General features: G+C 72.3%; 25 protein-coding genes. 8 read left to right on the forward strand and 17 right to left on the reverse strand.

Annotated features, from left to right (window positions below; translation table 11 throughout):
- Positions 1-13 precede the first annotated feature (13 nt).
- A complete protein-coding gene (locus tag M8J73_RS04205) occupies positions 14-1,930 on the reverse strand; it encodes an AMP-dependent synthetase/ligase (RefSeq protein ID WP_055539148.1) in 1,917 nt (638 codons plus the stop codon).
- Positions 1,931-2,273: 343 nt separating this feature from the next.
- Between M8J73_RS04205 and M8J73_RS04210 the strand changes: the two genes are divergently transcribed.
- Positions 2,274-2,798 (forward strand): hypothetical protein, encoded by a 525-nt coding sequence (locus M8J73_RS04210; protein WP_055539147.1) that lies wholly within the window; start codon positions 2,274-2,276, stop codon positions 2,796-2,798.
- Positions 2,799-2,836: 38 nt separating this feature from the next.
- On the opposite strand, the gene M8J73_RS04215 is transcribed toward M8J73_RS04210, so the two are convergent.
- Genes M8J73_RS04215 through M8J73_RS04225 form a run of 3 tightly spaced genes read right to left on the reverse strand, consistent with a single transcriptional unit; the run spans position 2,837 to position 5,926 of the window.
- Complete coding sequence (locus M8J73_RS04215; RefSeq protein ID WP_055539146.1) at positions 2,837-4,336, reverse strand: tripartite tricarboxylate transporter permease; 1,500 nt, start codon at positions 4,334-4,336, stop codon at positions 2,837-2,839.
- A gap of 1 nt (position 4,337) precedes the next feature.
- The gene (locus tag M8J73_RS04220) at positions 4,338-4,931 is read right to left on the reverse strand and encodes a tripartite tricarboxylate transporter TctB family protein (protein WP_372503887.1); all 594 of its coding nucleotides are present in this window, start codon (positions 4,929-4,931) and stop codon (positions 4,338-4,340) included.
- Complete coding sequence (locus tag M8J73_RS04225; protein ID WP_249828247.1) at positions 4,928-5,926, reverse strand: Bug family tripartite tricarboxylate transporter substrate binding protein; 999 nt, start codon at positions 5,924-5,926, stop codon at positions 4,928-4,930. The genes M8J73_RS04220 and M8J73_RS04225 overlap by 4 nt, the downstream gene beginning before the upstream one ends.
- 260 nt (positions 5,927-6,186) lie before the next feature.
- Between M8J73_RS04225 and M8J73_RS04230 the strand changes: the two genes are divergently transcribed.
- Positions 6,187-7,839 carry a sensor histidine kinase gene (locus M8J73_RS04230; RefSeq protein WP_249828248.1) on the forward strand — a complete coding sequence of 551 codons (1,653 nt, stop codon included), beginning with the start codon at positions 6,187-6,189 and terminating at the stop codon, positions 7,837-7,839.
- Entirely contained in the window at positions 7,836-8,534 is a 699-nt protein-coding gene (locus M8J73_RS04235) for a response regulator (protein WP_055543376.1), read from the forward strand. The genes M8J73_RS04230 and M8J73_RS04235 overlap by 4 nt, the downstream gene beginning before the upstream one ends.
- Before the next feature lie 106 nt (positions 8,535-8,640).
- On the opposite strand, the gene M8J73_RS04240 is transcribed toward M8J73_RS04235, so the two are convergent.
- A complete protein-coding gene (locus tag M8J73_RS04240; RefSeq protein WP_249828249.1) occupies positions 8,641-10,836 on the reverse strand; it encodes a hypothetical protein in 2,196 nt (731 codons plus the stop codon).
- 203 nt (positions 10,837-11,039) lie between these two features.
- Between M8J73_RS04240 and M8J73_RS04245 the strand changes: the two genes are divergently transcribed.
- Entirely contained in the window at positions 11,040-11,351 is a 312-nt protein-coding gene (locus tag M8J73_RS04245) for a hypothetical protein (RefSeq protein ID WP_249828250.1), read from the forward strand.
- Here the strand turns inward: M8J73_RS04245 and M8J73_RS04250 are convergent.
- From M8J73_RS04250 to M8J73_RS04270, 5 genes are all read right to left on the reverse strand, one after another.
- A complete protein-coding gene (locus tag M8J73_RS04250; RefSeq protein ID WP_055541766.1) occupies positions 11,329-12,213 on the reverse strand; it encodes an STM4011 family radical SAM protein in 885 nt (294 codons plus the stop codon). The genes M8J73_RS04245 and M8J73_RS04250 overlap by 23 nt on opposite strands.
- A gap of 8 nt (positions 12,214-12,221) precedes the next feature.
- The gene (locus M8J73_RS04255; protein ID WP_055541759.1) at positions 12,222-13,562 is read right to left on the reverse strand and encodes an STM4012 family radical SAM protein; all 1,341 of its coding nucleotides are present in this window, start codon (positions 13,560-13,562) and stop codon (positions 12,222-12,224) included.
- Positions 13,559-14,365 carry an STM4013/SEN3800 family hydrolase gene (locus M8J73_RS04260; RefSeq protein WP_055541767.1) on the reverse strand — a complete coding sequence of 269 codons (807 nt, stop codon included), beginning with the start codon at positions 14,363-14,365 and terminating at the stop codon, positions 13,559-13,561. Before M8J73_RS04260 ends, M8J73_RS04255 begins: the two co-directional genes overlap by 4 nt.
- A gap of 94 nt (positions 14,366-14,459) precedes the next feature.
- Positions 14,460-15,626, reverse strand: coding sequence for an STM4014 family protein (locus tag M8J73_RS04265; protein ID WP_107424094.1), 1,167 nt, complete (start codon positions 15,624-15,626; stop codon positions 14,460-14,462).
- A 48-nt stretch (positions 15,627-15,674) separates the two neighbouring features.
- Entirely contained in the window at positions 15,675-16,643 is a 969-nt protein-coding gene (locus tag M8J73_RS04270) for an STM4015 family protein (RefSeq protein WP_055541761.1), read from the reverse strand.
- A 266-nt stretch (positions 16,644-16,909) separates the two neighbouring features.
- On the opposite strand from M8J73_RS04270, the gene M8J73_RS04275 reads away from it, so the two are divergent.
- Together M8J73_RS04275 and M8J73_RS04280 are read left to right on the forward strand one after the other, a co-directional pair.
- Entirely contained in the window at positions 16,910-17,236 is a 327-nt protein-coding gene (locus tag M8J73_RS04275) for a DUF8820 family protein (RefSeq protein ID WP_055541762.1), read from the forward strand.
- A gap of 45 nt (positions 17,237-17,281) precedes the next feature.
- Positions 17,282-18,391: a DUF6745 domain-containing protein gene (locus tag M8J73_RS04280; RefSeq protein WP_055541763.1), complete on the forward strand. Its 1,110-nt coding sequence runs from the start codon at positions 17,282-17,284 to the stop codon at positions 18,389-18,391.
- 118 nt (positions 18,392-18,509) lie between these two features.
- Here M8J73_RS04280 and M8J73_RS04285 read toward each other — a convergent pair whose 3' ends face one another.
- The 4 genes from M8J73_RS04285 to M8J73_RS04300 form a co-directional block, all read right to left on the reverse strand.
- Positions 18,510-19,130, reverse strand: a complete 621-nt coding sequence (locus tag M8J73_RS04285) for an L-threonylcarbamoyladenylate synthase (RefSeq protein WP_055541764.1) — start codon at positions 19,128-19,130, stop codon at positions 18,510-18,512.
- 29 nt (positions 19,131-19,159) lie between these two features.
- Positions 19,160-19,621, reverse strand: a complete 462-nt coding sequence (locus tag M8J73_RS04290; protein WP_283946298.1) for a GNAT family N-acetyltransferase — start codon at positions 19,619-19,621, stop codon at positions 19,160-19,162.
- A 226-nt stretch (positions 19,622-19,847) separates the two neighbouring features.
- Positions 19,848-20,000, reverse strand: a complete 153-nt coding sequence (locus M8J73_RS04295; RefSeq protein ID WP_249828251.1) for a hypothetical protein — start codon at positions 19,998-20,000, stop codon at positions 19,848-19,850.
- A 34-nt stretch (positions 20,001-20,034) separates the two neighbouring features.
- A complete protein-coding gene (locus M8J73_RS04300; RefSeq protein ID WP_249828252.1) occupies positions 20,035-21,399 on the reverse strand; it encodes an FAD-dependent oxidoreductase in 1,365 nt (454 codons plus the stop codon).
- A 219-nt stretch (positions 21,400-21,618) separates the two neighbouring features.
- Between M8J73_RS04300 and M8J73_RS04305 the strand changes: the two genes are divergently transcribed.
- The gene (locus tag M8J73_RS04305) at positions 21,619-22,083 is read left to right on the forward strand and encodes a hypothetical protein (RefSeq protein ID WP_372503888.1); all 465 of its coding nucleotides are present in this window, start codon (positions 21,619-21,621) and stop codon (positions 22,081-22,083) included.
- A 179-nt stretch (positions 22,084-22,262) separates the two neighbouring features.
- Here M8J73_RS04305 and M8J73_RS04310 read toward each other — a convergent pair whose 3' ends face one another.
- Both M8J73_RS04310 and M8J73_RS04315 read right to left on the reverse strand, forming a co-directional pair.
- Positions 22,263-23,246 carry an aldo/keto reductase gene (locus M8J73_RS04310; protein ID WP_249828254.1) on the reverse strand — a complete coding sequence of 328 codons (984 nt, stop codon included), beginning with the start codon at positions 23,244-23,246 and terminating at the stop codon, positions 22,263-22,265.
- A gap of 29 nt (positions 23,247-23,275) precedes the next feature.
- Positions 23,276-24,241 carry a DUF1152 domain-containing protein gene (locus tag M8J73_RS04315; RefSeq protein WP_055543090.1) on the reverse strand — a complete coding sequence of 322 codons (966 nt, stop codon included), beginning with the start codon at positions 24,239-24,241 and terminating at the stop codon, positions 23,276-23,278.
- Between the two features lie 186 nt (positions 24,242-24,427).
- Here M8J73_RS04315 and M8J73_RS04320 point away from each other — a divergent pair, with 186 nt between their 5' ends.
- A complete protein-coding gene (locus tag M8J73_RS04320) occupies positions 24,428-25,210 on the forward strand; it encodes an alpha/beta fold hydrolase (protein WP_055543089.1) in 783 nt (260 codons plus the stop codon).
- On the opposite strand, the gene M8J73_RS04325 is transcribed toward M8J73_RS04320, so the two are convergent.
- Positions 25,099-26,094, reverse strand: a complete 996-nt coding sequence (locus M8J73_RS04325) for a hypothetical protein (RefSeq protein ID WP_055543088.1) — start codon at positions 26,092-26,094, stop codon at positions 25,099-25,101. The genes M8J73_RS04320 and M8J73_RS04325 overlap by 112 nt on opposite strands.
- Positions 26,095-26,209 lie beyond the last annotated feature (115 nt).

A 26,209-nucleotide genomic window follows, 5' to 3' on the forward strand; every position in this document is an offset into this window, starting at 1 on the left:
GACGGCCCCGTCGTCACGGACGGGGACGGCGGAAGACGTCGTCGGGGTCCTCTAAGCCGGGGAAGTCCTCCGTCACGGAGCGGCGGGCGGCCCGCGCGGACGTCGCGTACATCGCCTCGATCTCCGCCGCGTACCGCTGCACGATCGTGTCGCGGCGCAGCTTCATCGACGGGGTCAGCATGCCGTTGGCGAGGTCGAACGGCTCGGGGAGGATACGGAAGACCCGGATGGACTCCGAACGCGACACCGTGCTGTTGGCAGCGGCGATCGCCCGCAGCACCTCCTGCCGCAGCGCGTTCTCCTCCCGGGCCTCCGGGCCCATCAGCTCGTTCGCGGGGCCGAGCGCGCCCCGCCAGTGCGCGAGGAACTCCGGGTCCAGCGTGATCAGCGCGCCCACACAGGGCCGGTTGTCGCCCACGACCACCGCCTGGTGGATCAGTGGATGCATCCGCAGCTGCTCCTCCAGCGGCGCCGGGGCCACGCCCTTGCCGCCGCTGGTGATGATGATGTCCTTCTTGCGCCCGGTGATCGACAGATAGCCCTCGGAGTCCAGCCGCCCGATGTCCCCCGTGGCCAGCCAGCCGTCCTGAAGCGCTGCCCGGGTGCCCGCCTCGTCGTTGATGTACCCCTGGAACACCGAAGGCCCGCTGACCAGCAGCTCCCCGTCCCGCGCCACCCGGATCTCGGTGCCCGGCAGCGGCCGGCCCACGGTGCCGAACTTCTCCCGGCCCACCGGCTGCGCCGTGATGCCGCCCGCCGTCTCGGTCAGGCCGTACCCGTCGTGGACGAGGATCCCGATCCCGGCGTAGAACAGCGCCAGGTCGCGGTTGAGGGGGGAGCCGCCGGAACAGCCGCCGCGCACCCGGCCGCCGAGCGCGGCACGCAGCTTGCGGTACACCGTCTTGTCGTAGAAGGCGTGCTGGAGCCTCAGATCCATGCCGGGGCCCGGACCCGAGTCGAGGCGGTGCCGCTCGGCGGCGAGCGCGTAGTCCTGCGCGGTGCGCACGGCACGCTCGAACACGGCGCCCCGGCCCGCCTGCTGGGCCTTGCGCAGGAAGTTCTTGTAGATCTTCTCGAAGACGTAGGGCACGCCGTACAGGAACGTGGGCCGGAACGACAGCAGGGCCGCCGACAGTGCCTCCTCGGTCAGCTCCGGCTCATGGCCGAGCAGCAGCCCGCCCCGCAGGCACATCCCCTGGATCATCAGGCCGTAGACGTGGGAGAAGGGCAGGAACGCGAGGATCGCCGGCTGCTCCCCGGGCGCCGCCGCGGTGTGCCGCCACCCGGCGAGCAGCACGTCGCAGGGGCTGGCGAGACTGCGGTGGGACAGCGCGCAGCCCTTGGGGTGACCGGTCGTGCCGGAGGTGTACGCGATCACCGCCGTGGAGTCGGGCATCACGATGCGGCGCAACGAGTCCACCGTCGCGTCCGGCACGTCCCGGCCGACCTCGACCAGCTGCGGCAGCGCGTCGGCGTCCAACTGCCACACATGGCTCAGCAGCGGCAGCTTGGCGCAGACCGAGCCGACCGTCATCACGCCCTGCTCGTCCTCGACGACGACACCCACACAGGCCGCGTCCCGCAGGATCCACTCCACCTGGTCACGCGACGACGTCGGATAGATCGGCACGATCTCCGCGCCCACCGACCACAGCGCGACGCCGAGCACCGTCCACTCGTAACGGGTCCGCGCCATCACGGCCACCCGGTTGCCCGGCCGGATCCCGGAGGCGACCAGCCCCTTGGCCAGGCTCACCACCTCGTCCCGCACCTCGGCCGCGCCGAGCGACGTCCAGGTGTCCGGGGTGCCGGTCTCGCGGCGCGCGATCTGCGGCAGCGCGGGATCGCGCTGCGCCGTCTCGAACAGTGAGTCGGCGAGTCCCCCGGTCATGACCCGGGCCGCCGACGGAGCAATGCCGAACGTGCTCATGCGCTGCTCCCCAGACCTTCCCCTGCGCGCGATCTCGCCGACGGCGCGGCCACCGGCGGTGATCGAACGTAGCGTACGGCGCCGACACGCGCGCACGGAATGGGGAAGTCGTCGCCATATGACGGAACCGGCAACGCCCCCACACATATCCGCACAGCGGGCGGCCGACGTGATGTACGGCACGTGGGGGACCCCCTCCCGGCCGCCTTGGCGGGAATCGTCGCTGCACACGGCTTGATCACGTCTGACCGGCGGCGATGCGGGAATTCGGCACCCCCGACGCGTGTGGCACTGTGGTGCGCGCGAGCGCGGGAGTCGTCCCGCCGACGTGGAGAGGTGGACGGTGCGCGAGCCCAACGTGATCGGGGACTGGCAGGAGTACGACGGCGACCTGGCCGGCCTGCGTGTGCGCGTCCACGGCCTGGAACGCGCCGAACCGCCGCGCGGCGGTGACGACGCCGCCGAGGGCCTGACCTACTTCCGGTTCCGGGTGACCGTGGAGAACCGCGGCACCGGCCACGTCGGCCTCCACCTGGAGGACGGGCAGCTCGACATCCGCACCGGCCCCGACGGCGAGAGCGCCTTCCTGGACTGGCGCAACTCCAAGTTCATCGAGGGCTTCGACCTCTACCCGCTGCGCCGGGCCACGGCCGTCCTGTACGCCGCCGCGCCCGAGGCCCAGCTCCTCCGGCTCGACATCCAGGTCCAGCTGCGGGCCGACGAGGAGTGGACCGACCGCCATCTGTGGTCGGGCGGCATCGGCGTCGACGAGGAGCTCCTCGACCCGGCCTCCGGCACCGTCCGCGAGAGCCTCGCAGGGCAGATCAGTGCGTTCCTCCACGAGGAGGCGGAGCGGGGCGCAAGTTGAACCCGGCCGCCCCGTGACCGAGCCGGATCGCACCCGACTCACACGCTACGGGCGGTGCGCGCGCGGGCCGCGAGCCGCTTCAGCAGCGGCCAGGCCAGCAGCACCACGATCACCGCGTACACCGTCACCGCGAACGGGGTGTTCACCAGGCCGGTGACACTTCCGTCGCTGATCTGCAGGGCGCGCCGCAGCTGTTGTTCGGCGCCCGGTCCGAGGATGACCCCGATGACGGCGGGCAGCACGGGCAGTCCGTAACGACGCATGCCGAGCCCGATCAGACCGATGACCAGCAGGATCACCAGGTCGATCACCTCGCCGCCGACCGCGTACGCGCCGACCGCCGCGAAGAACATGATCCCCGCGTACAGATACGGCCGGGGGATGCGCAGCAGCTTCGCCCACAGCGGGGCCAGCGGCAGATTGAGCGCCAGCAGCAGCACCATCCCCACGAAGAGGGACGCGATCAGACCCCACACGAGGTCCGGCTCGTGTTCGAACAGCAGAGGGCCCGGCTGGATGCCGTACTGCTGGAACGCGGCCAGCATCACCGCCGCCACCGCCGTCGTGGGCAGACCGAGCGTCAGCATCGACACCAGGGTGCCCGCCGCCGAGGCCGACGCCGCCGACTCCGGCCCGGCCACCCCCTCGATGGCGCCCTTGCCCCACTCGTCCCGGTGCTTCGACAACCGCTTCTCGGTGACGTACGACAGGAACGTGGGGATCTCCGCGCCGCCCGCCGGGATCGCCCCGAACGGGAACCCGATGAACGGGCCGCGCAGCCACGACTTCCATGTCCGCCGCAGATCCGAGCGGCCGAGCCACGGGCGGCCCACCGGTATCGGTTCGCCCGGCCCGCGCCGTAGATGGGCGGCGACCCACAGGGCCTCGCCGATCGCGAAGAGACCGACCGCGACGATCACGACGTCGACGCCGTCGGCGAGCTGGAGCGAACCGAATGTCAACCGCTGCTGCCCGGTCATCTGGTCCAGCCCCACCAGGCCGATCGTGAGCCCGATCAGCAGCGAGGCGAGCCCCCGGACCCGGGACGAGCCCAGCACCGACGTCACGGCGATGAACGCCAGCACCATGATCGCGAAGTAGTCGGGGGCACCGATGCCCACGGCCAGCTCGGCGACCGTCGGCGCCAGCGCCACCAGCAGGACCGTGCCCACCATGCCGCCCGCGAAGTGCCCGATCGCGGCGGCGGCCAGTGCCTGCGCGCCCCGCCCCGACCTGGCCATCGGGTTGCCCTCCATGGCCGCGACCACCGCCGCGCTCTCACCGGGGGTGTTGAGCAGGATCGAGGTGGTCGAGCCGCCGAACATCGCGCCGTAGTAGATGCCGGCGAACATGATGAACGCGCCGATCGGGTCCAGCCCGTACGTCACCGGGAGCAGCAGCGCGACCGCCATGGCCGGGCCGATGCCGGGCAGCACCCCGATCGCCGTGCCGAGGAGCACCCCGACCGCGGCCCACAGGATGTTGACCGGCGTCAGGGCCGTACCGAAGCCGTCCAGGAGGGAGGTGAGGGCGTCCATGTCACAGCACTCCCATCAGCGGGCCGCCGGGCAGGGGCACCCCGAGGAGGTTGTTGAAGACGGCGTACGTGACGAGCGAGAGGACGGCCGCCACGAGCGGGTCGCGGTCGTGGCGGCGGCTGCCGAGGGCGAACGCCGCGCCCCAGAACAGCAGGGCGCCCGCCGCGGGGAAGCCGAGCGGTTCGATGAGGACGGCCGAGCCGAGGAACACCCCGGTGAGCAGCAGGACCGTGCGCCAGTCGGCGGGCTCCGACAGGTCGACGTCCTCACCGGCCTCCGCCTGCCCCCGCCCGCCGCGCAGCACGTCCACGGCGAGCAGCGCCGCGATCAGCAGCAGCCCGGCGCCGACCACCACCGGCACCGTCCGCGGGCCGACGGGCCCGCGCTGCGCGATGTCGACGTCCATGGTGAGCGCGTCCGTCAGGACCAGCACACCGAGAGCCAGCAGCAGCACGCAGACGCCGAGCTCGGAGTGGTTCCGCAGCCAGGACCCGCGGTCCGCCGCGGGCGCCGGGGGAGTGTCGGTGGGGTGCGGCGTGCCGGTGGGATGGGGCGTGCCGGTGGAGTGCGGCGTGCCGGTGGGGGGCGTCGTCACAGTCCCAGCTCCTTCAGCACCGACACCACGCGTTCGTCCTGGGCCTCCAAGAACTCACCGAACTTCTCGCCGGTGAGGAAGGCGTCGTCCCAGCCGTTCTGCTTCAGGGACTGCCGCCACTCCGGGGAGTCGTGCAGCTTCTCGATCAGCCGGGTCAGCTTGGCCCGCTCGGCGTCGGTGAGACCCGGTGGCGCGACGATGCCGCGCCAGTTGGTGAAGTTCACGTCGTAGCCCGCCTCCTGGAGCGTCGGCGCGTCCAGCCCGGTCACCCGCTCGGGGCCGGTCACCGCGAGCAGCCGCAGTTCGCCCGCCCTGATCTGGTCCAGGTACTCGCCGACGCCGGACACCCCGAAGGCGACCTTGTCGCCGAGGATGGAGGCGAGCAGCTCACCGCCGCCGTCGAAGGGGATGTAGTTGACGTCCCGCGGCGCGATCCCGGCCGCCCGGGCCATCAGCATCGGCGCCAGATGGTCCGGCCCGCCCGGCGCCGAGCCACCGCCGACGGGGAGCTTGCCGGGCCTCTCCTTCCAGGCGCCGATGAGATCGTCGATCGTTCGGTACGGCGAGTCCTTGGCGACGACCACGACGTCCTGCTCCTCCGTGAGCCGGGCGATCGGCGTGGTGTCGGCGAGGGTCTTCGGCGCGTCGTTGGAGCGGACGGCACCGACGACGCCGAGCCCCATCGACATCGCGAGCCTGCCGTTGCCGTGCTCGCCGACCAGTCGGCTCAGCCCGACCGTGCCGCCGGCGCCGGGCAGGTTGAACACCTCGATGTTGTGGGTGAGCCCCGCGTCCTCGGCGTTCTTCGCGGCCGTGCGGGCCGTGATGTCGTACCCGCCGCCCGGCGTGTTCGGCACCATGAAGCGCAGACCCGGTATCTGTGTGCCCGTGTCACCGCCGTCGCCGGTCGTCAGCAGCGGCGGCCCCACGAGCACGAGCACGGCGGCACCGAACAGGGCGAGGGCGTGTCGCCCCCGAGGGGTGCGCAGACGCACGAGTGTCACCACCTGTCGTGGACGTCGATGGAGGAGAGTGACCCGCGACACATCGTGCCCACCCGGAGGGGTGTGCAGCAGTTGCGGAGGCAATGGACGTTGTGGTCTTTGTGGTCGCGGCCTCTGTCACCTTATGGGCACTCTCCCCCCGCCTCTCTTCTCCTGACCCCGCACGAGCGCCATCATTGTGCGACCCAACGCACCCCCCTCGACGCCCGAGCCGCCCGGCGTCGCCTCCGCACGAGAGATGAGTCCCCGTCGTGGTCGCCGAGTTCCGCCGCCATACCCTCGCGGGCGAGATGCTGGTCCTCCAGCTCGGCATCGTCGTGGTGGTGCTGCTGGCGGTCGCCGGGGTCTCCCTCACCCAGTCCGCGGCCACCTTCAACCGCGTCGAGGGCCGCCGCGTCACCGCCCTCGCCGAGCAACTGGCCGCCAACCCCCTGGTCCGCGACGGACTCGCCCGCGCCCTGCCCCAGGAGGCCCTGGCCCCCCTGGTGAACTCCACCCAGACCCAGTCGGGCGTCACCTCGGTCACCGTCGCCGACGCCGACGGCAGGATCGTCAGCTCCACCGACCCCACCGTCCTCGGCGACCGGCTCCCGCTCGGCGAGGGCGCCGCCCGGGGCCGCGGCTGGTCCGGCCCGCTCACCCTCGACGACAGCCGCGAGCTGGTCGCCCAGGTGCCCGTCCTCGGCGCCACCGACGACCACCTCGGCGTGCTCCTCGGCACCGTCATGGTCGGCGAGGCCTCCCCGACCGTGTGGCAGCGCCTCAGCGGCGCCTCCTCCTACCTCCTCGTCTATCTGGGCGTCGCCAGCGGCCTCGGCATCGCCGGCTCCTGGCTGCTGGCCCGCCGCGTCAAACGCCAGACCCTCGGCCTGGAACCCCGCGAGATCGCCGGCCTCGCCGAACACCGCGAGGCCATGCTGTACGGCATCGCCGAGGGCGTCGTCGCCCTGGACCCGCAGGCCCGCGTCACCCTCGTCAACGAGGTGGGCCTGCGCCTGCTCGACCTGCCCGCGGACTGCGTCGGCAAGAGCCTCAGCGAGCTGGGCGTCGAGGGGCGACTGCGCGACGTCCTCACCGGGGCGCAGGAGATCCCCGGCCACAAGGGCGACGAGGTCGTCATACGCCGGGGCCGGGTCCTCGTCATGAACCGGATGACCGTCACCAAGGACGGCCGCCACCTCGGCTCGGTCACCACCCTGCGCGACCGCACCGAACTCGCCCGCCTGGAACGGGAGATGGGCTCCTTCCGCAGCTCATCCGAGCTGCTGCGCGCCCAGGCCCACGAGTTCGCCAACCAGCTGCACACCATCTCGGGACTCATCCAGATCGGCGAGCAGGACGAAGTGGTCCGCTACATCCGCGCGCTCAGCCGCCACCGCCAGTCCCTCGACATGACCCTCAGCCGCCGCGTCCGGGACACCGCGGTCGCCGCGCTCCTCATGGCCAAGGCGTCACTGGCCGCCGAACGCAAGGTCAGTTTGCGGATCTCCGAGAGCACCGCGCTCGACCGGCTCGCCCCGGAGGACGCCGCCGACGTCGCCACCGTCGTCGGCAACCTCGTCGACAACGCGGTGGACGCCGCGGCCGCCGCCAGCGAACCCGGCGACCGCGAGGCATGGGTCGAGGTGGAACTGCGCCAGGACGCCTCCAGCGTGGAGATCGTCGTCCGGGACTCGGGCCCCGGCGTCGCCCCCGAACTCGCTCGCGAGGTGTTCTCCCACGGCTTCACCACCAAGGCCGCCCAGGAGGGCGAACGCGGCATCGGTCTCGCCCTGACCCGCCTGGTCTGCGAACGCCATGGCGGCGAGATCTCGGTGACCAACACCCCCGACGGGGCCATGTTCACCGCCCGCATGACCGTCAGCCACCTCGCCGACGCGGTGGCGGAAGGAGCGACACCATGAGTCCTGGTCCGGCCACGATCGACGTCCTCGTCGTCGACGACGACTTCATGGTGGCCAGGGTCCACCGCACCTTCGTCGAACGGGTCGAGCCGTTCCGGGTCGTCGGCGTCGCCAGCACCGGGGAGCAGGCGGCCGCCGCCGTCGACGAACTGCGCCCCGATCTCGTCCTGCTCGACCTGTATCTGCCCGACGTCTTCGGCCTCGACGTCATACCCCGGCTGCGTACGGCCGGCCACGACTGCGACGTCATGGTCATCAGCGCCGCGCGGGAGGCCGACACCGTGCGCGGCGCGGTCCGCCACGGTGTCGTCGACTACCTCCTCAAGCCGTTCGAGTTCGAGGAACTGCGTTCCCGGCTCCAGCGGTACGCCGCCCAGCGGGGCCGGCTGCTCACCGCGGTCGTGCAGAGCCAGGCCGACGTCGACCGGGTCCTCGCCGGGGCGTCGACGCCGCCGACGTCGGCGGTCGGCGCCCTGCCCAAGGGCATGAGCGTCGAGACCGCCGACCTCGTCGAACGCACCCTCCGCGCCGCCGACGGCACCCTGTCCGCCACCGAGTGCGCGACCCTCGCCGGCATCTCCCGCGTCAGCGCCCGCCGCTACCTGGAGTACTTCCACGCCACCGGCGCAGCGGACGTCTCCCTCCGCTACGGCGTGGCGGGACGCCCGGAGCGCCGGTACACCTGGCGGGTGTGAAGCGCCGGTACACCTGGCGGGTGTTGTGAAACGCCGGTACAGCTGGCGAGTGTGAAGCGCCGGTACAACAGGCGGGGGTGTGAGGGACGCGGAGCGCTGTCGCGAGCTACCTCCCGTCGGCCTCCCCGTTCCCGTTCCCGCCGTTCTTCACGTCCGTCGGGCTGGGCATCAGGCTCAGCTCGGCGAAGGCGTCCGCGACGCGGGAGCGGTCGGTGTCGGTGGCGCCGGCGACGGAGGGGGCGCCGGCGGCGTCCAGGGTGCGCAGCCGGTCGACCGCCTCGGGGAGGTGGTAGGCGCCGCCGCCCAGGACGACCCACTTGCCGACCTCGGGGTGCATGACGAGGGCGGCGTCACGGTTCTCCGCGTCGGTCGTCGGCCGGTCCACCCACACCTCGCAGCTCCCGGTCACCCCGACCGGCACCCCGCCGGCCGACCAGCCGACGGTCACCGTCAGCGTGTGCCGACCCGGCCGCTCCAGCGGGAACCCGTCGGAGCTCCAGAACACGCGGTACTCCGCGCCCAGGGACTCGCCGGGCGCCAGCGGGGCCAGCTTCGCCGACTCGCAGGTGATGACGAACGGCCGCACCGGCCGCTCCTCCCCGCTCTCGTCGAGGCACGACATGGTGGCGAACAGCGCCTCCATCCGCAGATCGTTGGGCACCACCAGCTCGCCCTGCGAGGTGTTCGTCAGCCGCCAGGACACGGTGACCGGCGCCCCGAGCGGGACGCGCCCGGCCTCCGCCCACACCTCGAAGTCCAGCTCGTCCGAACGGAACAGGTTGCGGTCGGACGCCTGCGGGGCCCCCGAGGGGAACCAGCTCGCGAACGGCCAGCCGCCGGGGCGCACCACCGGGTCCGGCATATGGGCCAGATGGTTGCGCACGGTGGGGTTGAAGCCGAGGTTGATCTGGTCGGGGAACACACCGGGCGCGCCGGTGGCGGGCCCGCCGAGGACATCGGCCACGCTCGGCGTGGTCGTCATGATCGAGTTGTCGGCGGCGGTCTCCGTCTCCTGGTGGATCTGGTTGAACGCGTGCGTCACCTCATGGGTCGCCGACCGCAGATAGGCACGCGGGAAGTCGCGCTGCCGCTGGTTCTCCGCGAGTCCGAAGTTCGAGGAGTCCGAGCTCGGGTAGCCGTCGTCGCTGAAGCTCGCCGACCCCTCGCGCGGCACGCCGATCTGGTCGTACATCACGCCACGCGAGCAGCCCAGGGCGGCGGGCACCACCACGAGGTGGGTGCGCCACTCGGCGTCGAGGTCGGTGCTCGACTTGCGCACGCCCGACATCAGCGCGTGCAGGTTCGCCGCCGACCAGCAGGCGGTCGGGTTCACCCCGACCGGCACCGGGATGTCGATCTGCGCCTCGACCCGGTCGATCGACAGGTCCCAGCCGGCGGTGGCGTACACCGTGTCGAAGAACTCCGTCCCGCTGCCGGACGCGGCGGGCACCGGCTGGGGGCCGACCGCGCCGCGCAGGGTGTCGATCTCCAGGACGGCGCGGCGCAGGAAGCTCGACACCCATGTCAGGGTGATGGTCCCGCGCAGCACGTCGCCCTCGAACACCCGGCCCTCGAAGCGGGGCCCGCCCAGACCGGGCAGGGGCAGGGGGGAGCCCGGCACGCGGGTCAGGACGAACCGCAGGGACCTGCTGGGGGACGAGGGGAACGACCCCTTGAACGAGCCGGCCGGCGGCTGGGTGTAGTCGAACTCGTCCACGTCGAGGGTCACCTGGCACGGCCGGCCCGGCAGCCCGAAGAGGGGCACGACCAGGCGTGTCGCCTTCAGGTACGAGTGGTACCGGTCCCGCGGGAAGACCGGGACGCGCGGCAGCAGGGGCGAGGGCGCGCCGGGGCGGCTCGCCGCGGCCGCTACGGACTCCCCGCCGCCGGTGAGAGCGGCCCCGCCCGGCCCGGCGGCGCCGTCGCCCGACCCCGGGTCGGGGACCAGGGACGGCGGCTGCCGGTACAGGTCCCCGCTGACGATCACCCCGTCCGGGCCGGCGGCCTGCGCCTTGCGGTCGACGCGCAGCGTGCCGACGAGGTGCGGCAGGGACGCCTGGGCGGGCCGGAACGTCACCCGGTAGCAGCCGTCACGGAAGTCCGGGCGGCACGGCCGCAGCGGCGGTGGCGGCAGCGGGACGGGCCGGTCGCCCCGCTCGGTGGCGCCCTCGGCCGGCGAGGAGTCCTCGACGGCGATCGGGGCCGCGACCGGAACCGCGGACGGGGTCACGTTCACGGCGTTCGGCGCGAGCCGTGGGTCGGCGGCGTACATCTGTGGTGCCTGTGGTGCTTCGTTGTGCATGATCGCCCTCCTGGGGCCGAGACATGGGTGACAGGAGCCCCCTGATCGACCGATTCCGTCGCCGAGCCCCGGGCGTGGGCCGCACGTGACAGTTTCGAGTACCTGCTGAACTTCGTCCGGAAGCTGGGATGCCGCAATAGTCCGGTCGGGTAATGCTTGGCCGTAATGCGCCGGTTGACGTACGTGCATAGAATCGAACGGTTATGGCCGATCCGAGTGCGTCCGAGCCGGGGCCCCTGACGGGCCGTTGGCGCCGTGTGTCCGACTCCGACTGCGCTCGCGCCTATCCCGCCGGACTCGTCATCGGCCCGGGATCCCGCTACCGGGCGGTGGGCGGCGCCGACCGGGGCCTGCCGGTGTGGGACGTGGGAACGGCCCGGATGCCCGACAGGACGACGCTGACCATGAGCACGTCCAGCGACGAGCTGGTCAGCTACCGGCTGGACGCCACCGCCGACCGTTTCACGGTCACCACGCCGGACGGCTGCACGCTCACCTACGAGCGCGAGGACTGAGCGGCATCCCGAGGCGGGCCTGCGCCGTCGGTATCCGTTCGAGGACGCCGCCCACGAACACGTCGTACAGCGGCAGGGACTCCAGATGGACGTACCCGATGTGGCAGTCGCAGACGGCCAGCGGGCAGACGCGGGGCGCGAGCGCCGTACGGAAGGAGCCGTCGTAGAGGTTGCCGAGTTCGTCCCGGACGAAGTGGCACCGTCTGACGGTGCCGTCACCGTCGACGGACACCACCGTCGAGCCGGTGCGGCAAGCGCGGCCCGCCGACCGGTGCGGGTGGCGGCTGAACGGGAACAGCGGATCCAGCGCGGTCCACGCCGCCGCCTCCTCGTCGGTGTAGGTGTGCCCCTCGGCGGCGTTCACCCACAGGTACACCTCCTCGGGCAGCTCCGCGCGCAGCCGGCGGGCCTCCTCCAGGTGTTCCGGCAGGCCGACGACGCCCACGCTGAAGCGGACTCCCATCGCGGTGAGCCGCCGGGTCTTGCCGAGGAACCGTTCGTACGGGGTCTGGCCCGGGTGGTACGTGCACCACAGCGCCACCGTGTCCCGGTCGGCCTCGGCCAACCACTCCGTGCGGCAGCTGAGGTTCGTCTGGATCGCCACCCGGTCGATGCGCGGCTCGTGCGACAGCTCGACCAGCGCCCGCCGGTACCAGGACCGCGTCAGCCCCTCGCCCCACGGTGTGAACAGCACCGACAGCCGGTCGCCGGTCGACGACCGCGCCCAGCCGGTGAACCGGTCCAGCGCTGCCCGGTCGGCCCGCAACTGCTCCGTCGAGTCACGGCGCTTGGCGAACGGGCAGTAGGGGCAGTCGTAGTCGCACGACGCCAGCGGTCCGCGGTACAGGAGCGTCAGATCCATGGCGGCCGTCACTTCAGCTCGTAGTCGGCCATCGCGGCCCGAACGGCGGGGGAGAAGAAGTCGGGCCCGATGGCGTCCGAGTGCGCCAGCCCCTCGTCGGACAGCTTCAGCACCTCCCCGCCCGCTCCGGCGAGCCAGCCGCGTGCGTCCAGCCGCTCCAGCTCCGCCGGGAAGTCGTCGTACGGGTCGGCGCCGAACCGCCGCCGGTAGTCGGCCACCGGCAGCCCCTGCGCCTGGAGAAGCGACTGGAGCAGATGACGGCGGCGCGCCTCGTCCCCGTCGACCTCGCGGCCGTGCACGGCCCGCCCGAAGTCCTCGGTGGCGGTGTAGTCGTCGATGATGCCCCGGATCTCCCGCATGGCCACCGCGTAGTCGAAGGAGTAGTGCAGCCTCGACGTGTACGAACGGGCGCCGCAGCCCAGGCCGATCATGCCGTCGGTCTGGCATGCGTAGTCGTCCGGGCCCTGCGGCGGCGCGTCCGCGTGGCGGAACATCCGCATGGACACCTGCTCGTAGCCCCGGGCGAGCAGATGGTCGCGGCCCTCCCGGTAGCGGCGCAGCCGGGCCTCGTCCCAGTCGCGGTCCGCCGTCGCGGGATCGGCGTGCCGGCCCAGACCGGTCAACGGCCGCACGTACAGCGGGTACAGGTAGATCTCCTCGGGCCGCCAGGCGAGGGCCGCGTCCAGGGAGAGCCGCCAACTGGCCGCCGTCTGCCCGTCGATGCCGTAGATCAGGTCGATGTTGAGGACGGGGATGCCGGTGTCGCGGATGCGGGACAGGGCCGCCTCCACATCGGCACGCCGCTGCGGCCGTACGGCCGCGCGCGCCTCCTCCTCGACGAAGCTCTGCACACCTAGGCTCAGCCGTGTCGTGCCCCGCGCGGCCAGCACGGACAGCCGGTCGGCCGTCGCCGTGGCGGGGGACGCCTCCACCGACAGCGGGATCGCCCGCAGGTCCGCGCCCATGTGCCGCTCCGCGATGTCGCAGAGCCGCTCCAGCTCGGCGGCCTCCAGGAACGTCGGGGTGCCACCGCCGAACGCGGCGTTCGCGAACCGCACCGGCTCCGTGTCGCCGAGCGCCTCCCGGACGGCGATCGCCTGCCGCTCCAGGGCGTCCAGGTAGCGCCCGGTCAGCCCGTCCGGGGCGCCGATCCGCGTGAACAGGTTGCAGAACCCGCAGCGCACCTCGCAGAACGGTATGTGCGCGTACAGCGACAGGGCCGCCTTCGACTCGCCCGCCCACAGGTCGGCGAGGCGCGGCCGCTCCGGCAGCCTGCGGTACGCCGTCTTGTGCGGATAGGCGTACACGTAGTGCTGGTACGGGCGAACGGGGGGCGCGGTCACGGTCATGCGGACGGCTCCAGGAAGAAGTGGCTGTAGGGGACGGTCCACACGGCCTCGTGGCCCAACCGGTGCCCGGTGTAGCCGTCGTCGCCGTAGGTCGTCCCGTGGTCGGAGCAGACGACGGCGAAGCAGCGGCGCCGCGCGCTCATCGCGGCGAACAGCCGCCCGATGTGCCGGTCGATGTACTCCAGGGCCGCCGCGTGCGTGGCGAGGCTGTCGCCCGCCTCACGGGTGGCGCCCGGCAGATGGAACCAGTTCGGCTGGTGCAGCGCCGAGGCGTTGAGGAACAGGAACAGCCGCTGCTCGGCGGGCAGTCCGGCCACCACCTCCTCGGCGCGGGCCACCTGCGCCTCGAAGGACGTCGGGGACGCGACGGAGAACTCCGGCTCCCAGTGGCTCTCCTGGAACAGGCCGGGCAGGACGCTGCCGAGCGCGCCCTGCTTGTTGAAGAACCCGACACCGCCGACGCACACCGTGCGGTAGCCGCGCTCGGCGAGCGCCGACACCAGGTCGGGAGTGTCGAACACGAAGGTGCGGCCCGCGGTCGTCTCACTGCCCGCGAACCGGCTCGCGAACAACCGGGGATGCGGCCCCGGTGCCGCCGGGGTCGGCAGGAAGCCCGCGAACATCGCCTGGTGCGAGGCGTAGGTGAAGCTGCCGGGCGCGTGCCGCTTCTCCCAGACACCGCCGGGCAGACGCGCCGCCAGGTTCGGCAGCCGCCCGGCCGCGGCCAGCTCCACCGCCACGTCGTACCGCAGGGTGTCGAGGGTGAGCAGCAACAGGTCGTCCCGGCCCACCACTTCGTTCATGTCGGGCGCGGGCGCGGGCGCGGGCGCGGGCGCGGGCGCGGCGTCGCTGTCGGGCACGGGCTCGGCGTCGGCCGCGGGCGGCCCGAGGGCCGTGTCAGAAGGGTGCATGGTCTTTCCTTGCCTGGGGGTGGTGCGAGAGCGCCGACGGCAACCGGTCCCGTACGGCCGCGATCTGCGCCGTGTAGGTGTCCAGGCCCTCCGCGGGGCCGCCGGGAAGACCGGTCAGCCGGGGCAGTAGATCGCCGAAGGCGTTGACCTCGCCGACGGCGAACCGGCGCCAGCCGATGGCGGGGAGGAGATCCACCCCGACGCTCAGGGTGTCCGGGAAGCACGCGGCCGCCCGCTCACAGATGTCGAGGGCCTGGCGCCAGCGGTCGCCCGCCGCGTCGACGACCGACGTCAGATCGCCCCGCGCGCCGCCGAGATGGAGATTGGTCATGGGGAAGCGGCTGGTGCGGACCACGGCGTGGGTGGCCCGGCCCGCCACGACCAGCACCCGCAGATCCGCGGACCTGCCCTGGGCGGACGCCTTCGGCAGCCACCGCTCGATGTGCAGCCCGTCCGGTGCGAGGGCGTCGACGATGCCGGCGATCTCGCGTTCGTCGGTGTACCGGCGCACCCGCAGCGAGTTGTGCAGCCGGAGCGGGGCGCGCAGCCGGCCGTCCGCCGCCACCTCCACCGCGGTGGTGGCCCGGATCCGGCCGCTCGCCGACGACTCGACGGCCAGCACACCCGACGCGGAGGAACCGTGCGCGGGCTTCACGAAGACACGCGGCATGCCGTGCTCCCGCATCAGTGCCCGTACGTCGTCCCAGCCGCGCACCGCCGTGCGGCCCCCCGAGGTGGGGGAGGGCGGCACCGGGACGCCCGCCGCGTCCAGCCGGGCGTGGCAGAGCCGCTTGTCGAACAGCACCGCCAGATCCGCCGGTTCGTCCAGCCTCATCCCGCCCCGCAACGACCCGACCGCGTCCAGGAAACGCCCGTACCAGGTGGCCGAGCCCTCCACACGCGTCGGATCGTCGACGCCGCGCAGCAGCTGGTCCACCTCGGCGTTCTCGCCCGGCGAGTCCAGCCGTACGACCTCGTCGTCGGCGAACTCGTGGCCGCCGTCGCGCAGGACGTCCCGCCACTCGACGACCCGCGGTGTCCCCACGCCCGCGGCCTCGGCCGCCGCGACGAACAGCCCGACCCGGCGGTTCTCGCCGTTGCCGACGACCGCCCACCTGAACGGGTCCGCACCCGCGCCGGTCCGACCGGACACACCGACCCCCCTCACCTCGTACCCGCCGAAACCGCGTGCCGCGCCCCGTTACTCGCCGACCGCGACGTAGCGCCAGACCGTGCCGTCGTCGTCCTCGTCGGAGTCCGCGTCGTCCGGGTCGACGTCGACCTGGACGCCCTCGGCCTCCAGGGAGTCCCGCAGGCGGTCGCGTATCGCGGAGCTGAGGTAGTTGTGGTGCAGGTCCAGCGTCGTGAGGTGGGTGAGCGGCTGCCCGGTGAGCAGCGCGGTCGCGCCGTCGTCGGTGAGGACGCCCATCGACACGTCGAGGACCTCCAGGCGGGCCACCACGGGGGCGGAGGCCAGCGCCGTGCAGATGTCGTCCTGCATCTCGCTGTTGCGCAGCGCCAGATGCCTGAGGGAGGGCAGCCGGGTGCCCGCCAGGATCGGCGCCAGGTCGGCGACCTCGGAGTCACCGCCGTACTCGGACGTGCCCAGCCACAGGTCGAGGTGGACGAGGGCCGGCAGATCACTCCCCGCCACACCGCGCACCGCCTCGACGGGCATGCCGCCCGTCTCGACGGTCAGCTTCCGCAGCCGCTCGTGCCGCAGCGCCGGGAACACGAGACCCTGACCGCCGCGCACACCGAACTCCTCCAGCTCCGTGAAGGCCGAGAGCAGCGGACCGACATCGCCCTGGTTGATCCAGGAGATCTCGCACTCCTCCATCACGATGTCACCGAGGAACAGCGCGCGCAGTGCGGGCAGCCGGTCCTTCGCCGCCACCAGGGCCTCGATCACCGGCTCGGGCCCGCTGTCGTAGGCTTCGTTCCACGCGCCCACGACCAGCGCCCGCACCTTCGTGGTGTCGATCGAGGCGAGGAACCGCGCGAACGCGTCCTGCCACGCCTCGTCGCTGTCGTACGAGTCCACGGCGACGGACCAGGCCACCTCCCCCGGAGCGGGCAACTTACCCGTGCCCTCGGGGCCCTTCACCGAGTCGGGGAACTGGACGACGGGCAGGTCGTGGAACTCCCGCAAGTGGCTTCCGATGGTCATGTGTGCCCGCCCCTTCGTTCCATGTCGGTGGGCGGGACCCGAGCCCGTGCGCGGATCCCCCCGTTGCTCCCCGGGGCGCGCACGGCGCCGTCGGGTAGGGGAGTTCTACCAAGCCCCTCTGACATCGGGTACAGCGGACCCCGTTCCTTGTGGACAGGCCCCGTGAACAGGGCCTGAAGACACCGCGTCCGGGGCCATTGTCAGTGCCTGCCTCTACGGTCCCTTCCATGCGGAGCACAGCGAGTGCCCCGACGGGAGGGAGACCCATGTACCGGCAAGGAGACGTCCTCATCGCGCCGATCGCGGAGACCGCCGTGCCCGACACGGCGCGTGACGCCGCGTCGGAACCGCGCGACGGACGGGGCCGGCTCGTCCTCGCCCTCGGCGAGGTCACCGGACACGCCCACGCCGTCGTCGGCCCCGGCCGCCTCGTCCGCGAGACGGACGCCTTCGGCCCGATGCTGCTGCACGTCCCGGAGGGCGCCCGGGTCGTCCACGAGGAGCACGCGCCCATCTCCCTGCCGAAGGGCTGGTACCGGGTCGTGCGCCAGCGCGAGTACGTGCCGGGTTCGGTGCGGATCGTGGCGGACTGAATCGCCGCGGCCGACGGGGCAGGGCACAGGACATCGGGATCGGACATGACATCCAGGAGGAACGGCGTGACGGAGCGGACGAGTTGGCGTGCGGTGGCGGCGGCCACGGGAGCCGGTGACCGGGCACGGACCGAGGCGGGCGTACGGCTCGCCTACCGGCGGGCCGGGCTGCCGGAGCCCGAGCGGATCGTGTGGGTCCGCTCGCCGCTGGAGGCGGTGCGCCTGCTGTCGGGGACACCGACCGAGGGCGGCGAGACGGTGACCGGCACCGGGGCGAGCGTCCGTGACGCGGTCCGCAACCGCCCGGTCGCCGCCGCGCGCGGCCGGCTGCACACCCGGCTGGGCCCGGCGGGCTGGAGCGAGCACTGGCGGTCGACCGGCGCGGACCTGTGGGAGACCACCCGGCCGCTCGTCGACCGCGTCCGCACCGGCGTCGTCGAGGCCCTGGCCCCGGACGACCGCAAGGAGGAGACCCGTGTCCGGCTCCTCCTCCTGGACGCGGTCCTCGGCCAGCACGACGCGGCCTGGCTCGCCGCCTTCGACGACCTGGACGCCACCGGCGCCGGGCCCGCCCCCGACACGAGCGCCGGGCCTGCGGCGGCCGACTCGTCCCCGGGCCTCGACGGACTCGCCGAGGTCGCCCGTACGGCGGGCTGGTGGTGGCCCTACGAGAACGTGGCGGTCGTCGCCGAGCGCCCCACCGAGTTGCACCGGGACGAGGCCGGCCGACTGGACCGGGGTGACGGCCCCGCCCTCGCCTACTCCGACGGTTTCGCCCTGCACGCCTGGCGCGGGCTGCCCGTGCCCGGCGAGTTCCTCGACTCCCTGGCCACGCTGACCCCCGTGCGCATCCGCGAGGAGGAGAACGCCGAACTGCGCCGCGTCATGCTGGAGCACTACGGCTACGACCGCTACCTGGAGGAGTCGGGCGCCAAGCCGGTGGGCCGGGACGAGACGGGCGTGCTCTGGCGCGTGGAACTGCCCGGCGACGAGGACGTGGTGATGGTGGAGGTCGTCAACTCCACCCCCGAGCCCGACGGCACGAGCCGCACCTACTGGCTCCGGGTGCCCCCGACGACGCGGACGGCCCGCGAGGGAGTGGCCTGGACGTTCGGGCTCAGCGCCGAGGAGTACGAGCCGCTGCGCCAGACCTGAGCCACCGCCGCGCGGCGCGCCCGCTCTTCTCCCCGGTCACGCGAACCTTCACGCCGGTCACGCGAACAGTCACACCGTCCCGCGAACCGCCACCCCGTCCCGCGGACCGTCGCTCCCGTCACTCGAACCGCGAGATGTCGCCGGCTCCCTTGCGGATGATCTCGGCCTCGCCGCTGGAGAAGTCGATCACGGTCGTGGGCTCCGTACCGCAGTCCCCGGAGTCCACCACGGCGTCGACCTGGTGATCGAGCCGCTCCTTGATCTCCCAGCCCTGCGTCAGCGGTTCCTCCTCGTCGGGGAGGAGCAGGGTGCTGGAGACCAGCGGCTCACCCAGCTCCGCGAGCAGGGCCTGGGCCACCCGGTGGTCGGGGATACGCACTCCGACGGTTCGTTTCTTCGGGTGGAGCAGCTTGCGCGGCACCTCCCGGGTGGCGGGCAGGATGAACGTGTAGCTGCCGGGCGTCGACGCCTTGACGGCGCGGAACACGTCGTTGTCGACGTGCACGAACTGGCCCAGCTGCGCGAAGTTCTGGCACACGAGGGTGAAGTGGTGGCGGTCGTCGAGCCGTCGGATCGTACGGATCCGCTCGATACCGTCACGACTGCCCAGCTGGCAGCCCAGCGCGAAACATGAGTCCGTCGGATAGACGATGAGCCCACCCTGACGGATGATCTCGGCCACCTGACCGATGGCGCGCGGCTGGGGGTTGTCGGGGTGCACGTCGATGTACTTGGCCATCTTCCGAGCTTATGCCTCCGCGGGACCCGTCAGCGGACCCGCCGGGCCAGTACCTGTCCCGGCCAGGTGCCGGACAGGAAGCGGTCGGTGGGCGTGAAGCCGTTGCGCTCGTAGAACGCGACGAGTTCGCCCCCGCCGCCCGCCCAGCAGTCGACCCGCAGCAGTTCCACACCGGCCCGCCGGGTCTCTTCGACGGCGTGGGCGAGCAGGGCCGCCCCGATGCCCTGTCCGGCCCGGCCCCGGTCGGAGATCAGCAGCCGGACGTACACCTCGGGCTCGTCGGCCGGGGCGATCGGCATCTGCGGGCTGGGCCCGGAGTCCAGGACCAGCGCGCCGACGGGGATACCGTCCCGCTCCGCGATGTGTGGGGCGTTCTCCGTCATGTACCGCTCGACGCGCTCCACCCCGTCGGGCCGCCGCGAGTACGGGATCGTGCCCCACTGCTCGGTGTTGCCCCGGGCGTTCATCCAGGCCACGGCCCCGTCGAGCATGTCCAGCACGGCTGGCGCGTCGGTGAGGGCGCCCGGCCGTATCCGCAGGTCGTCAGTCAAGTCGTCCACGCCGCAGAAGCCTAGACACTCCCGCTTCACCACCGCGCACCGATTTTCACCAAGGGCTGATGACCGCGTTGCAGGGGCGCGGGGAACTGCGCGACCGGCCACGGAACACCCACAGCCGACCCACGACGCGCAGCCCCCACGGTCCCTCGGCGGAGCCTTACGCGTCGCTCTCCCGCAGCATGTCCTCACGCTCGACGAGCTTCACGCGCTCGCGGCCCTGCGGCTCGCTCAGCGCCTTAGGGGCCGGCGCCCACTCCCAGGGGTGCGGGGAACTGCGCGACCAGCCACAGACGATCTGCAGCCGACCCACGGTCCGCAGTCCCCCACGGCCACTCGGCGGAGCCTTACGCGCCGCTCTCCCGCAACATGTCCTCACGCTCGACGAGCTTCACGCGCTCCCGGCCCTGCGGCTCGCCCAGTGCCTTCTCGGCGGCGTCCAGCTTGTACCAGCCCTCCCACGTCGTGAAGCGCACCTCGCGCTCCGCGAGGAACGCGTCCACGGCCTCCGGCGCCGGGGCGGAGGGCTCCTGCAGACGGCCGTTCGCGAAGTCGTCCAGCAGGTTCGCGACCGTCTCGTTGGCGTCGCCCTTGGTGTGCCCGATGAGGCCGACGGGGCCGCGCCGGATCCAGCCGGTGACATACGTCGACGTCAGGTGCTCGCCGGTCTCCTGGACGACCCTGCCGCCCGCGTCCGGGACGGTGCCCGACTCGAGGTCCCAGGGCAGCTTGGGCAGCTTGTCGGAGAGGTAACCGACCGCGCGGTAGACCGCGGTGACGTCCCAGTCCTTGAACTCGCCGGTCCCCTTGACGTTGCCGGTGCCGTCGAGGGCGGTGCGCTCGGTGCGCAGGCCGACGACCTTGCCGTCCTCGCCGAGTATCTCGGTGGGGGACTCGAAGAAGTGCAGGAACAGCTTGTGCGGGCGCTCGCCGATGTCGCGGATCGCCCAGTTCTCCAGGGTCTTGGCGACCATGTCGGCCTGCTTGTTGCCGCGCCGGGTCGCGATCGAGCCCTCGTCGTAGTCGATGTCCTCGGGGTCGACGATGACCTCGATGTTGGGGGAGTGGTCCAGTTCCCGCAGCTCCATCGGGGAGAACTTGGCCTGCGCGGGGCCGCGGCGGCCGAAGACGTGGACCTCCAGCGCCTTGTTGGCCTTCAGGCCGTCGTAGACGTTCGGCGGGATCTCCGTCGGCAGCAGCTCGTCGGCCGTCTTGGCGAGGACGCGGGCCACGTCGAGCGCGACGTTGCCGACGCCGAGGACGGCGACCTTCTCGGCCTCCAGCGGCCAGGTGCGCGGAACGTCCGGGTGGCCGTCGTACCAGGAGACGAAGTCGGCCGCGCCGTACGAGCCGTCGAGGTCGATGCCGGGGATGTCGAGCGCCCGGTCGGCCGTGGCGCCCGTGGAGAAGATCACCGCGTCGTAGAACGCACGCAGGTCGTCGAGGTTGATGTCCGACGGGTAGTCGACGTTGCCGAAGAGGCGGATCTGGGGCTTGTCGAGCACCTGGTGCAGGGCGGTGATGATGCCCTTGATGCGGGGGTGGTCGGGGGCCACGCCGTAGCGGATCAGTCCGAACGGGGCGGGCATCCGCTCGAAGAGGTCGATGGAGACACCGGGCTCGGCGGCAACGTCGGACTTCAGCAGCGCGTCGGCGGCGTAGATACCGGCCGGGCCGGCTCCGACAATGGCTACCCGCAGAGGGCGGGGCATGGTGAGGTTCCCTTCGAGCGGAGACAAGCGACTCGACGGCAACCCTAAACTAAGGCAACCCTTACCTGGTACGCGGGTCGGGTCTATGACCTCATAAGCTGATCTTATGGCATGCAGGCACCCCTGGCAGGCACCCCTGACGGGCGCCCCCGGCGGGCGGCGGGGCGGGCGGCGGGGCCCGCACCCGACCAAGGCGTTGGCCATGGATGTGGACGCGAGGTGTTTGCCCGCGCGGTGAACGGCAACGCGGAGTCCATGAGCCGAACCAACAACGACACCAACGAGAGCACCTCGTCCGCAGAGACGGCCGCCGCCAAGGCGCGCCGGACCGCCGACAAGGCGACCGCCCCGGCCACCGGGACCGCCAAGAAGGCCGCAGACAAGGCGGGTGACACCGCGTCAGCCGCCAAGAACGGGGCCGGACGTGCGGCCGACACCGCGAACAGCGCCGTGCACAGCGCGGTCAAGGGTGTCGAGGTGGGCCGCCAGGCGGTCGTCCAGGCCTCCGGTCAGGTCGCCGCCACCGCCAAGACGGCGGTGACCGTCCTCGCCCAGCGCAAGCTCGTCGCCGCGGGTGTGGGCGCGGGGCTGACCGCGCTGACCGCCGCCTCCTACCTGGCCGGACGCCGGTCGGAACGCCATGTGCACGGCCCGCTGACCCGGCTCACCGGCGGACGTATCTGACGTCCACCCGCACGACGCCCGCACGACGCCCGCACAGGGCGGCACCACGCCGCACCACGAAGCACGACGCGGCGCGGTGAGGCACTGACGCTCGGGAGGCGGCGAGAGCGCCGCCTCCCGAGCGTCTGCCTGCGTGACCGTCCGCGGCGTGACTGTCCCGCGGCGCCCGGCGGTCGGACCTACCAGCGGCCCTCGACCTGGTCCTTGATCCGCCGGTCGTACAGGTCACGGATCGCGGTGAGCGTCTCGTCCGAGAGCGCCGGCAGAGCGGCGGCGGCCGCGTTGGCCCGCGCCTGCTCGGACGTGCGGGCGCCCGGGATCACGGTGGTGACACCCGGCAGCTGGATGATCCAGCGCAGCGCCAGCTGGGCCGGGGTGAAGCCCTCGGGCGCCAGCCCGGCGAACTCCACCGCGGCCTCGACGCCCGTCTCGTAGTCGACGCCGGAGAAGGTCTCGCCCTGGTCGAAGGACTCGCCGTGCCGGTTGTAGGTGCGGTGGTCGTTCTCCGCGAAGACCGTGTCCTTGGTGTACTTGCCCGACAGCAGCCCCGAGGCCAGCGGCACCCGGGCGATGACGGCGACGCCCGCCTTCTCGGCGGCCGGGAGGACCTCCAGGAGCGGCTTCATCCGGAACGGGTTGAGGATGATCTGCACGCTCGCCACGTTCGGCCGGGCGATCGCCGTCAACGCCTCCGCGCACGTCTCCACGCTGACGCCGTACGCGGCGATGCGCTCCTCCTCGACGAGGGTGTCGAGCGCGTCGAACACCTCGTCGGAGGAGTACACCGGCGTGGGCGGGCAGTGCAGCTGCACCAGGTCCAGACGGTCCACGCCGAGGTTGCGGCGGGAGCGGTCGTTCCAGGCCCGGAAGTTGTCGAGGACGTAGTTCTCGGGGATCTGGGCCACACGGCGGCCCATCTTCGTCGCGACGAGCACATGCAGGTCCTGCCGGCTGCGCAGGAACGTGGCGATGGTCTGCTCGCTGCGCCCGTCGCCGTAGACGTCGGCGGTGTCGAAGAAGGTCACCCCCGCCTCGGCCGCGGCCTCCAGGACCGTCAGGGCTTCCTTGTCGTCGACGTCTCCCCAGTCGGCGCCCAGCTGCCATGTACCGAGCCCGACCACGGACGCGTGCTGACCCGACCTACCGAATGCGCGTTCTTCCATGCGGTCAGTGTGTCATCCGTTCCCCCTGCTCAGTGCGGGAAGGCACGCGGTCGGCGCTGCCGGGGCAGTTCGTCCCGGAACCGCTCGATGACCGAGCTGATCTGCCGGGTGAGGACGGTCTTCTCCAGCCGGTCGAGATACAGGTTGCGGCGGGCGAGGCCGACCGCGTCCACACAGAAGTACAGGGCCATCAGCGGATTGACGAACAGCTCGCTGTCACGGGTCCGCTCGGTGAACCGGACGTCCCCGAAGTCGCCGCGCACGGCCGCCGCCACGGAACCGTTGACGATGCTCGGATACTCCGGCGTGCACCGCTGGGCGTGGGCCACCGCGTCCAGGTACAGGGCGCCCTCGTGGCTGTCGCGTGGCAGCGAGAACGCGCCCAGATAGGCGCCGTCCCGGTCGAGCGCCGCCAGGTTCTCCAGGACCAGCGCGTGGTTGACCCCGTGGTAGGCGTCCACACCGAAGCCGAGGCACGCCACCAGCCGGTCCGGGACCTCGTCCAGGCCGGCGACGGCACCGAGGCTCGCCATGTCCTCCTCCGGAGTCCCGAGCCCGTGCTCGTCCCCGCGCATCAGGATGTCGGTGCCGCCGTCCACCAGCACGATCGCGTCCACACCGCCGAGACGGTCCAGGAGCGCGCGGTAGGCGTCCCTGAGCGGCGCCACACCCGTACGGGAGAAGGCGTACACCGTGGCGGGCAGCCCGTACAGGTCGAGCCACCGGGCGAGGGTGCGCTCGGGGAAGTAGTCGCCGCGGGAGGCGGTGTCGGGGCCGATGGCGGCGACGTCCTGCTCCACCCAGACGTCCAGGTCGAGGCCGAAGAGATCGGCGAACGAGAGGTTGGCGAGGTGGACCTCCTTGCCCGCCGAGCGCAGGGCGAGGGCCAGCGGCAGACCGGCGTAGACGTCGAAACCGCCGCCGGCACCGGCGACGAGAACACGCCGGGCCTCGTTCAGACGGGTGAAGAACGCGGGCTCGTGGAGGGAGAACACCGGGGGAAGCTAGCAGGGCCACCGCCCCCGGGGCCCGGGATTTACCGGCGGCCGGTCACGGGGGCCGGCGGCCGGATGGCGGCGGAGAACCGCGGACCTCGGATTTCCCCCGTGAACGACGGTGACGAAGGGCCGCACCTGCGGTTACCGTACCGGGCAGTAACCGGAGCGTATCCAGGAGGCACCATGCCGCAGCTCGAAGTCGCCGGAGCGAGCCTGACCTACGACGACGAGGGTCCCCGCGACGGCGACGGGGTGCCCCTGGTGTTCATCCACGGCTGGACGGCGAACCGTCACCGCTGGGACCACCAGCTCGCCCACTTCTCCGACAAGCGCCGGGTGATCCGGCTCGATCTGCGGGGGCACGGCGAGAGCACCGGCGCCGGGGTGCGCACCATCGCGGAACTCGCCGACGACGTCCTCGCGCTCCTCGACCACCTGGAGGTGGAGCGGTTCGTCCTCGTCGGCCACTCCATGGGCGGCATGATCTCCCAGACCATCACCCTCGCCCACCCCGACCGCGTGGAGCGCCTGGTGCTGGTCAACTCCATCAGCCGGATGACCTACAGCCGCGGCCGGGGCCTGCTCATGGCCGCCTCGACCAGGGTGCCGTTCAAGCTGTTCGTCGCCGCCAACATCCAGCGCGCCTTCGCCCCCGGCTACCCGCGCGAGGAGATCCGCGAGTACATCCGCGCCTCCTCGGCGACCCCGCGCGAGGTCGTCATGACCCTGTACGGCGCCATGCGCGCCTTCGACGTCCTGGACCGGCTCGGCGAGATCCGCGTCCCGACCCTCCTCGTCCACGGCTACCATGACATCCAGCTGCCCGTCTCCCAGATGCTGCGCATGGCGAAGGCCTACCCGGACGCCGAGGTGCGCATCCTGGACGCCGGCCACGAGCTCCCCGTCGAGAAGCCGGCCGAACTGACCGCCACGCTGGACCGCTTCCTCACCGGCGCCCGCGTCTGACCCCGCGCCCAGGGCCCTTCTGATGGATCTCCGCGGCGTCGCGCCGCCCGCACCCCGGGCGGCGAGGCCCGCCATACGTACGGCCGGCCGGGCTCAGACCGCCCGACTTTCAACCGCGACGTCCCCCGGCCCAGCAGACCGCCGAGCGACCGCGGCCACCGCAGTACGGCACCGATCACGGCCCTCGTCCTCGACAGCCGTCCGATGTCCTCGGCGAGGGACAGCGCCGCCCCCGTCCACGCGAAGCCGAAGGACCACACCGACAGCCACTCGCACAGGTAGAGGGGCGTGACCGGCCAGTCCTCGCCGACCCCGGTGGCGGCCGCCGCGCCGGCGAGCGCCATGAAGACGAGGATCAGCACCCCGGCCACCAGATAGGGCCGCCGGACGTACGACCGGTCCTTGATGCCGGGCGCCCAGTACATCAGCAGGCAGAACCCGGCCATCGAGGTCAACAGCCCGACGGCGAACACCAGATGGAACACCGAGACCGTCAGCTGCCCGGAGTCCGCCCCGGAACCGGGTGCCGTCGGGAAGAGGGCGACACCGAGCGCGCAGCACCCGGCGACCGTCCCCATCACATCGTTCATCCGGTTGAAGCGGTAGATGATCAGGAAGGTCCCGAGGGCGCAGAGGCTGCCGACGAAGACGTCCCGGGTACTCGTGTGGTACGCGCCGCTCATCGAACCGGGCCATACGTCGTCCCCGGTACGGCCGTCGAGGAGCGCGGCGATCGCGTTGCCGAGCGGCAGCGCCAGGGGCAGCAGGACACCGATGATCCCGACACCCAGGCGCAGCCGCATGACCGTGCGCGCGTCCTGATCCCGCTGTGCTGTCGCCACCCTGTCCCGCAGGGGCACGGTGACGGTTCCGTCCGTGCTCACCGAGCACCTCCTCACCGAAACGCGCCAGGCGAAGGTGTGCCCGCGACGCCCGCCACCGGACGATGACCGGAAGTCGTCGAACGTAAACCCGAACACGGCCGGTGAGTGAGGCTCC

Origin of the sequence: Streptomyces neyagawaensis, from assembly GCF_023516595.1 — a bacterium.
Lineage (GTDB): Bacteria > Actinomycetota > Actinomycetes > Streptomycetales > Streptomycetaceae > Streptomyces > Streptomyces neyagawaensis.

What these genes read in the sequence shown, in the direction of transcription:
- M8J73_RS04205 (WP_055539148.1), bottom strand. Translation starts at nt 1,930, where the DNA reads ATGAGCACGTTCGGCATTGCTCCGTCGGCGGCCCGGGTCATGACCGGG.
- M8J73_RS04215 (WP_055539146.1), bottom strand. Translation starts at nt 4,336, where the DNA reads ATGGACGCCCTCACCTCCCTCCTGGACGGCTTCGGTACGGCCCTGACG.
- M8J73_RS04235 (WP_055543376.1), top strand. Translation starts at nt 7,836, where the DNA reads ATGAGTCCTGGTCCGGCCACGATCGACGTCCTCGTCGTCGACGACGAC.
- M8J73_RS04240 (WP_249828249.1), bottom strand. Translation starts at nt 10,836, where the DNA reads ATGCACAACGAAGCACCACAGGCACCACAGATGTACGCCGCCGACCCA.
- M8J73_RS04245 (WP_249828250.1), top strand. Translation starts at nt 11,040, where the DNA reads ATGGCCGATCCGAGTGCGTCCGAGCCGGGGCCCCTGACGGGCCGTTGG.
- M8J73_RS04250 (WP_055541766.1), bottom strand. Translation starts at nt 12,213, where the DNA reads ATGGATCTGACGCTCCTGTACCGCGGACCGCTGGCGTCGTGCGACTAC.
- M8J73_RS04255 (WP_055541759.1), bottom strand. Translation starts at nt 13,562, where the DNA reads ATGACCGTGACCGCGCCCCCCGTTCGCCCGTACCAGCACTACGTGTAC.
- M8J73_RS04260 (WP_055541767.1), bottom strand. Translation starts at nt 14,365, where the DNA reads ATGAACGAAGTGGTGGGCCGGGACGACCTGTTGCTGCTCACCCTCGAC.
- M8J73_RS04270 (WP_055541761.1), bottom strand. Translation starts at nt 16,643, where the DNA reads ATGACCATCGGAAGCCACTTGCGGGAGTTCCACGACCTGCCCGTCGTC.
- M8J73_RS04275 (WP_055541762.1), top strand. Translation starts at nt 16,910, where the DNA reads ATGTACCGGCAAGGAGACGTCCTCATCGCGCCGATCGCGGAGACCGCC.
- M8J73_RS04280 (WP_055541763.1), top strand. Translation starts at nt 17,282, where the DNA reads ATGACATCCAGGAGGAACGGCGTGACGGAGCGGACGAGTTGGCGTGCG.
- M8J73_RS04285 (WP_055541764.1), bottom strand. Translation starts at nt 19,130, where the DNA reads ATGGCCAAGTACATCGACGTGCACCCCGACAACCCCCAGCCGCGCGCC.
- M8J73_RS04290 (WP_283946298.1), bottom strand. Translation starts at nt 19,621, where the DNA reads ATGCTCGACGGGGCCGTGGCCTGGATGAACGCCCGGGGCAACACCGAG.
- M8J73_RS04300 (WP_249828252.1), bottom strand. Translation starts at nt 21,399, where the DNA reads ATGCCCCGCCCTCTGCGGGTAGCCATTGTCGGAGCCGGCCCGGCCGGT.
- M8J73_RS04310 (WP_249828254.1), bottom strand. Translation starts at nt 23,246, where the DNA reads ATGGAAGAACGCGCATTCGGTAGGTCGGGTCAGCACGCGTCCGTGGTC.
- M8J73_RS04320 (WP_055543089.1), top strand. Translation starts at nt 24,428, where the DNA reads ATGCCGCAGCTCGAAGTCGCCGGAGCGAGCCTGACCTACGACGACGAG.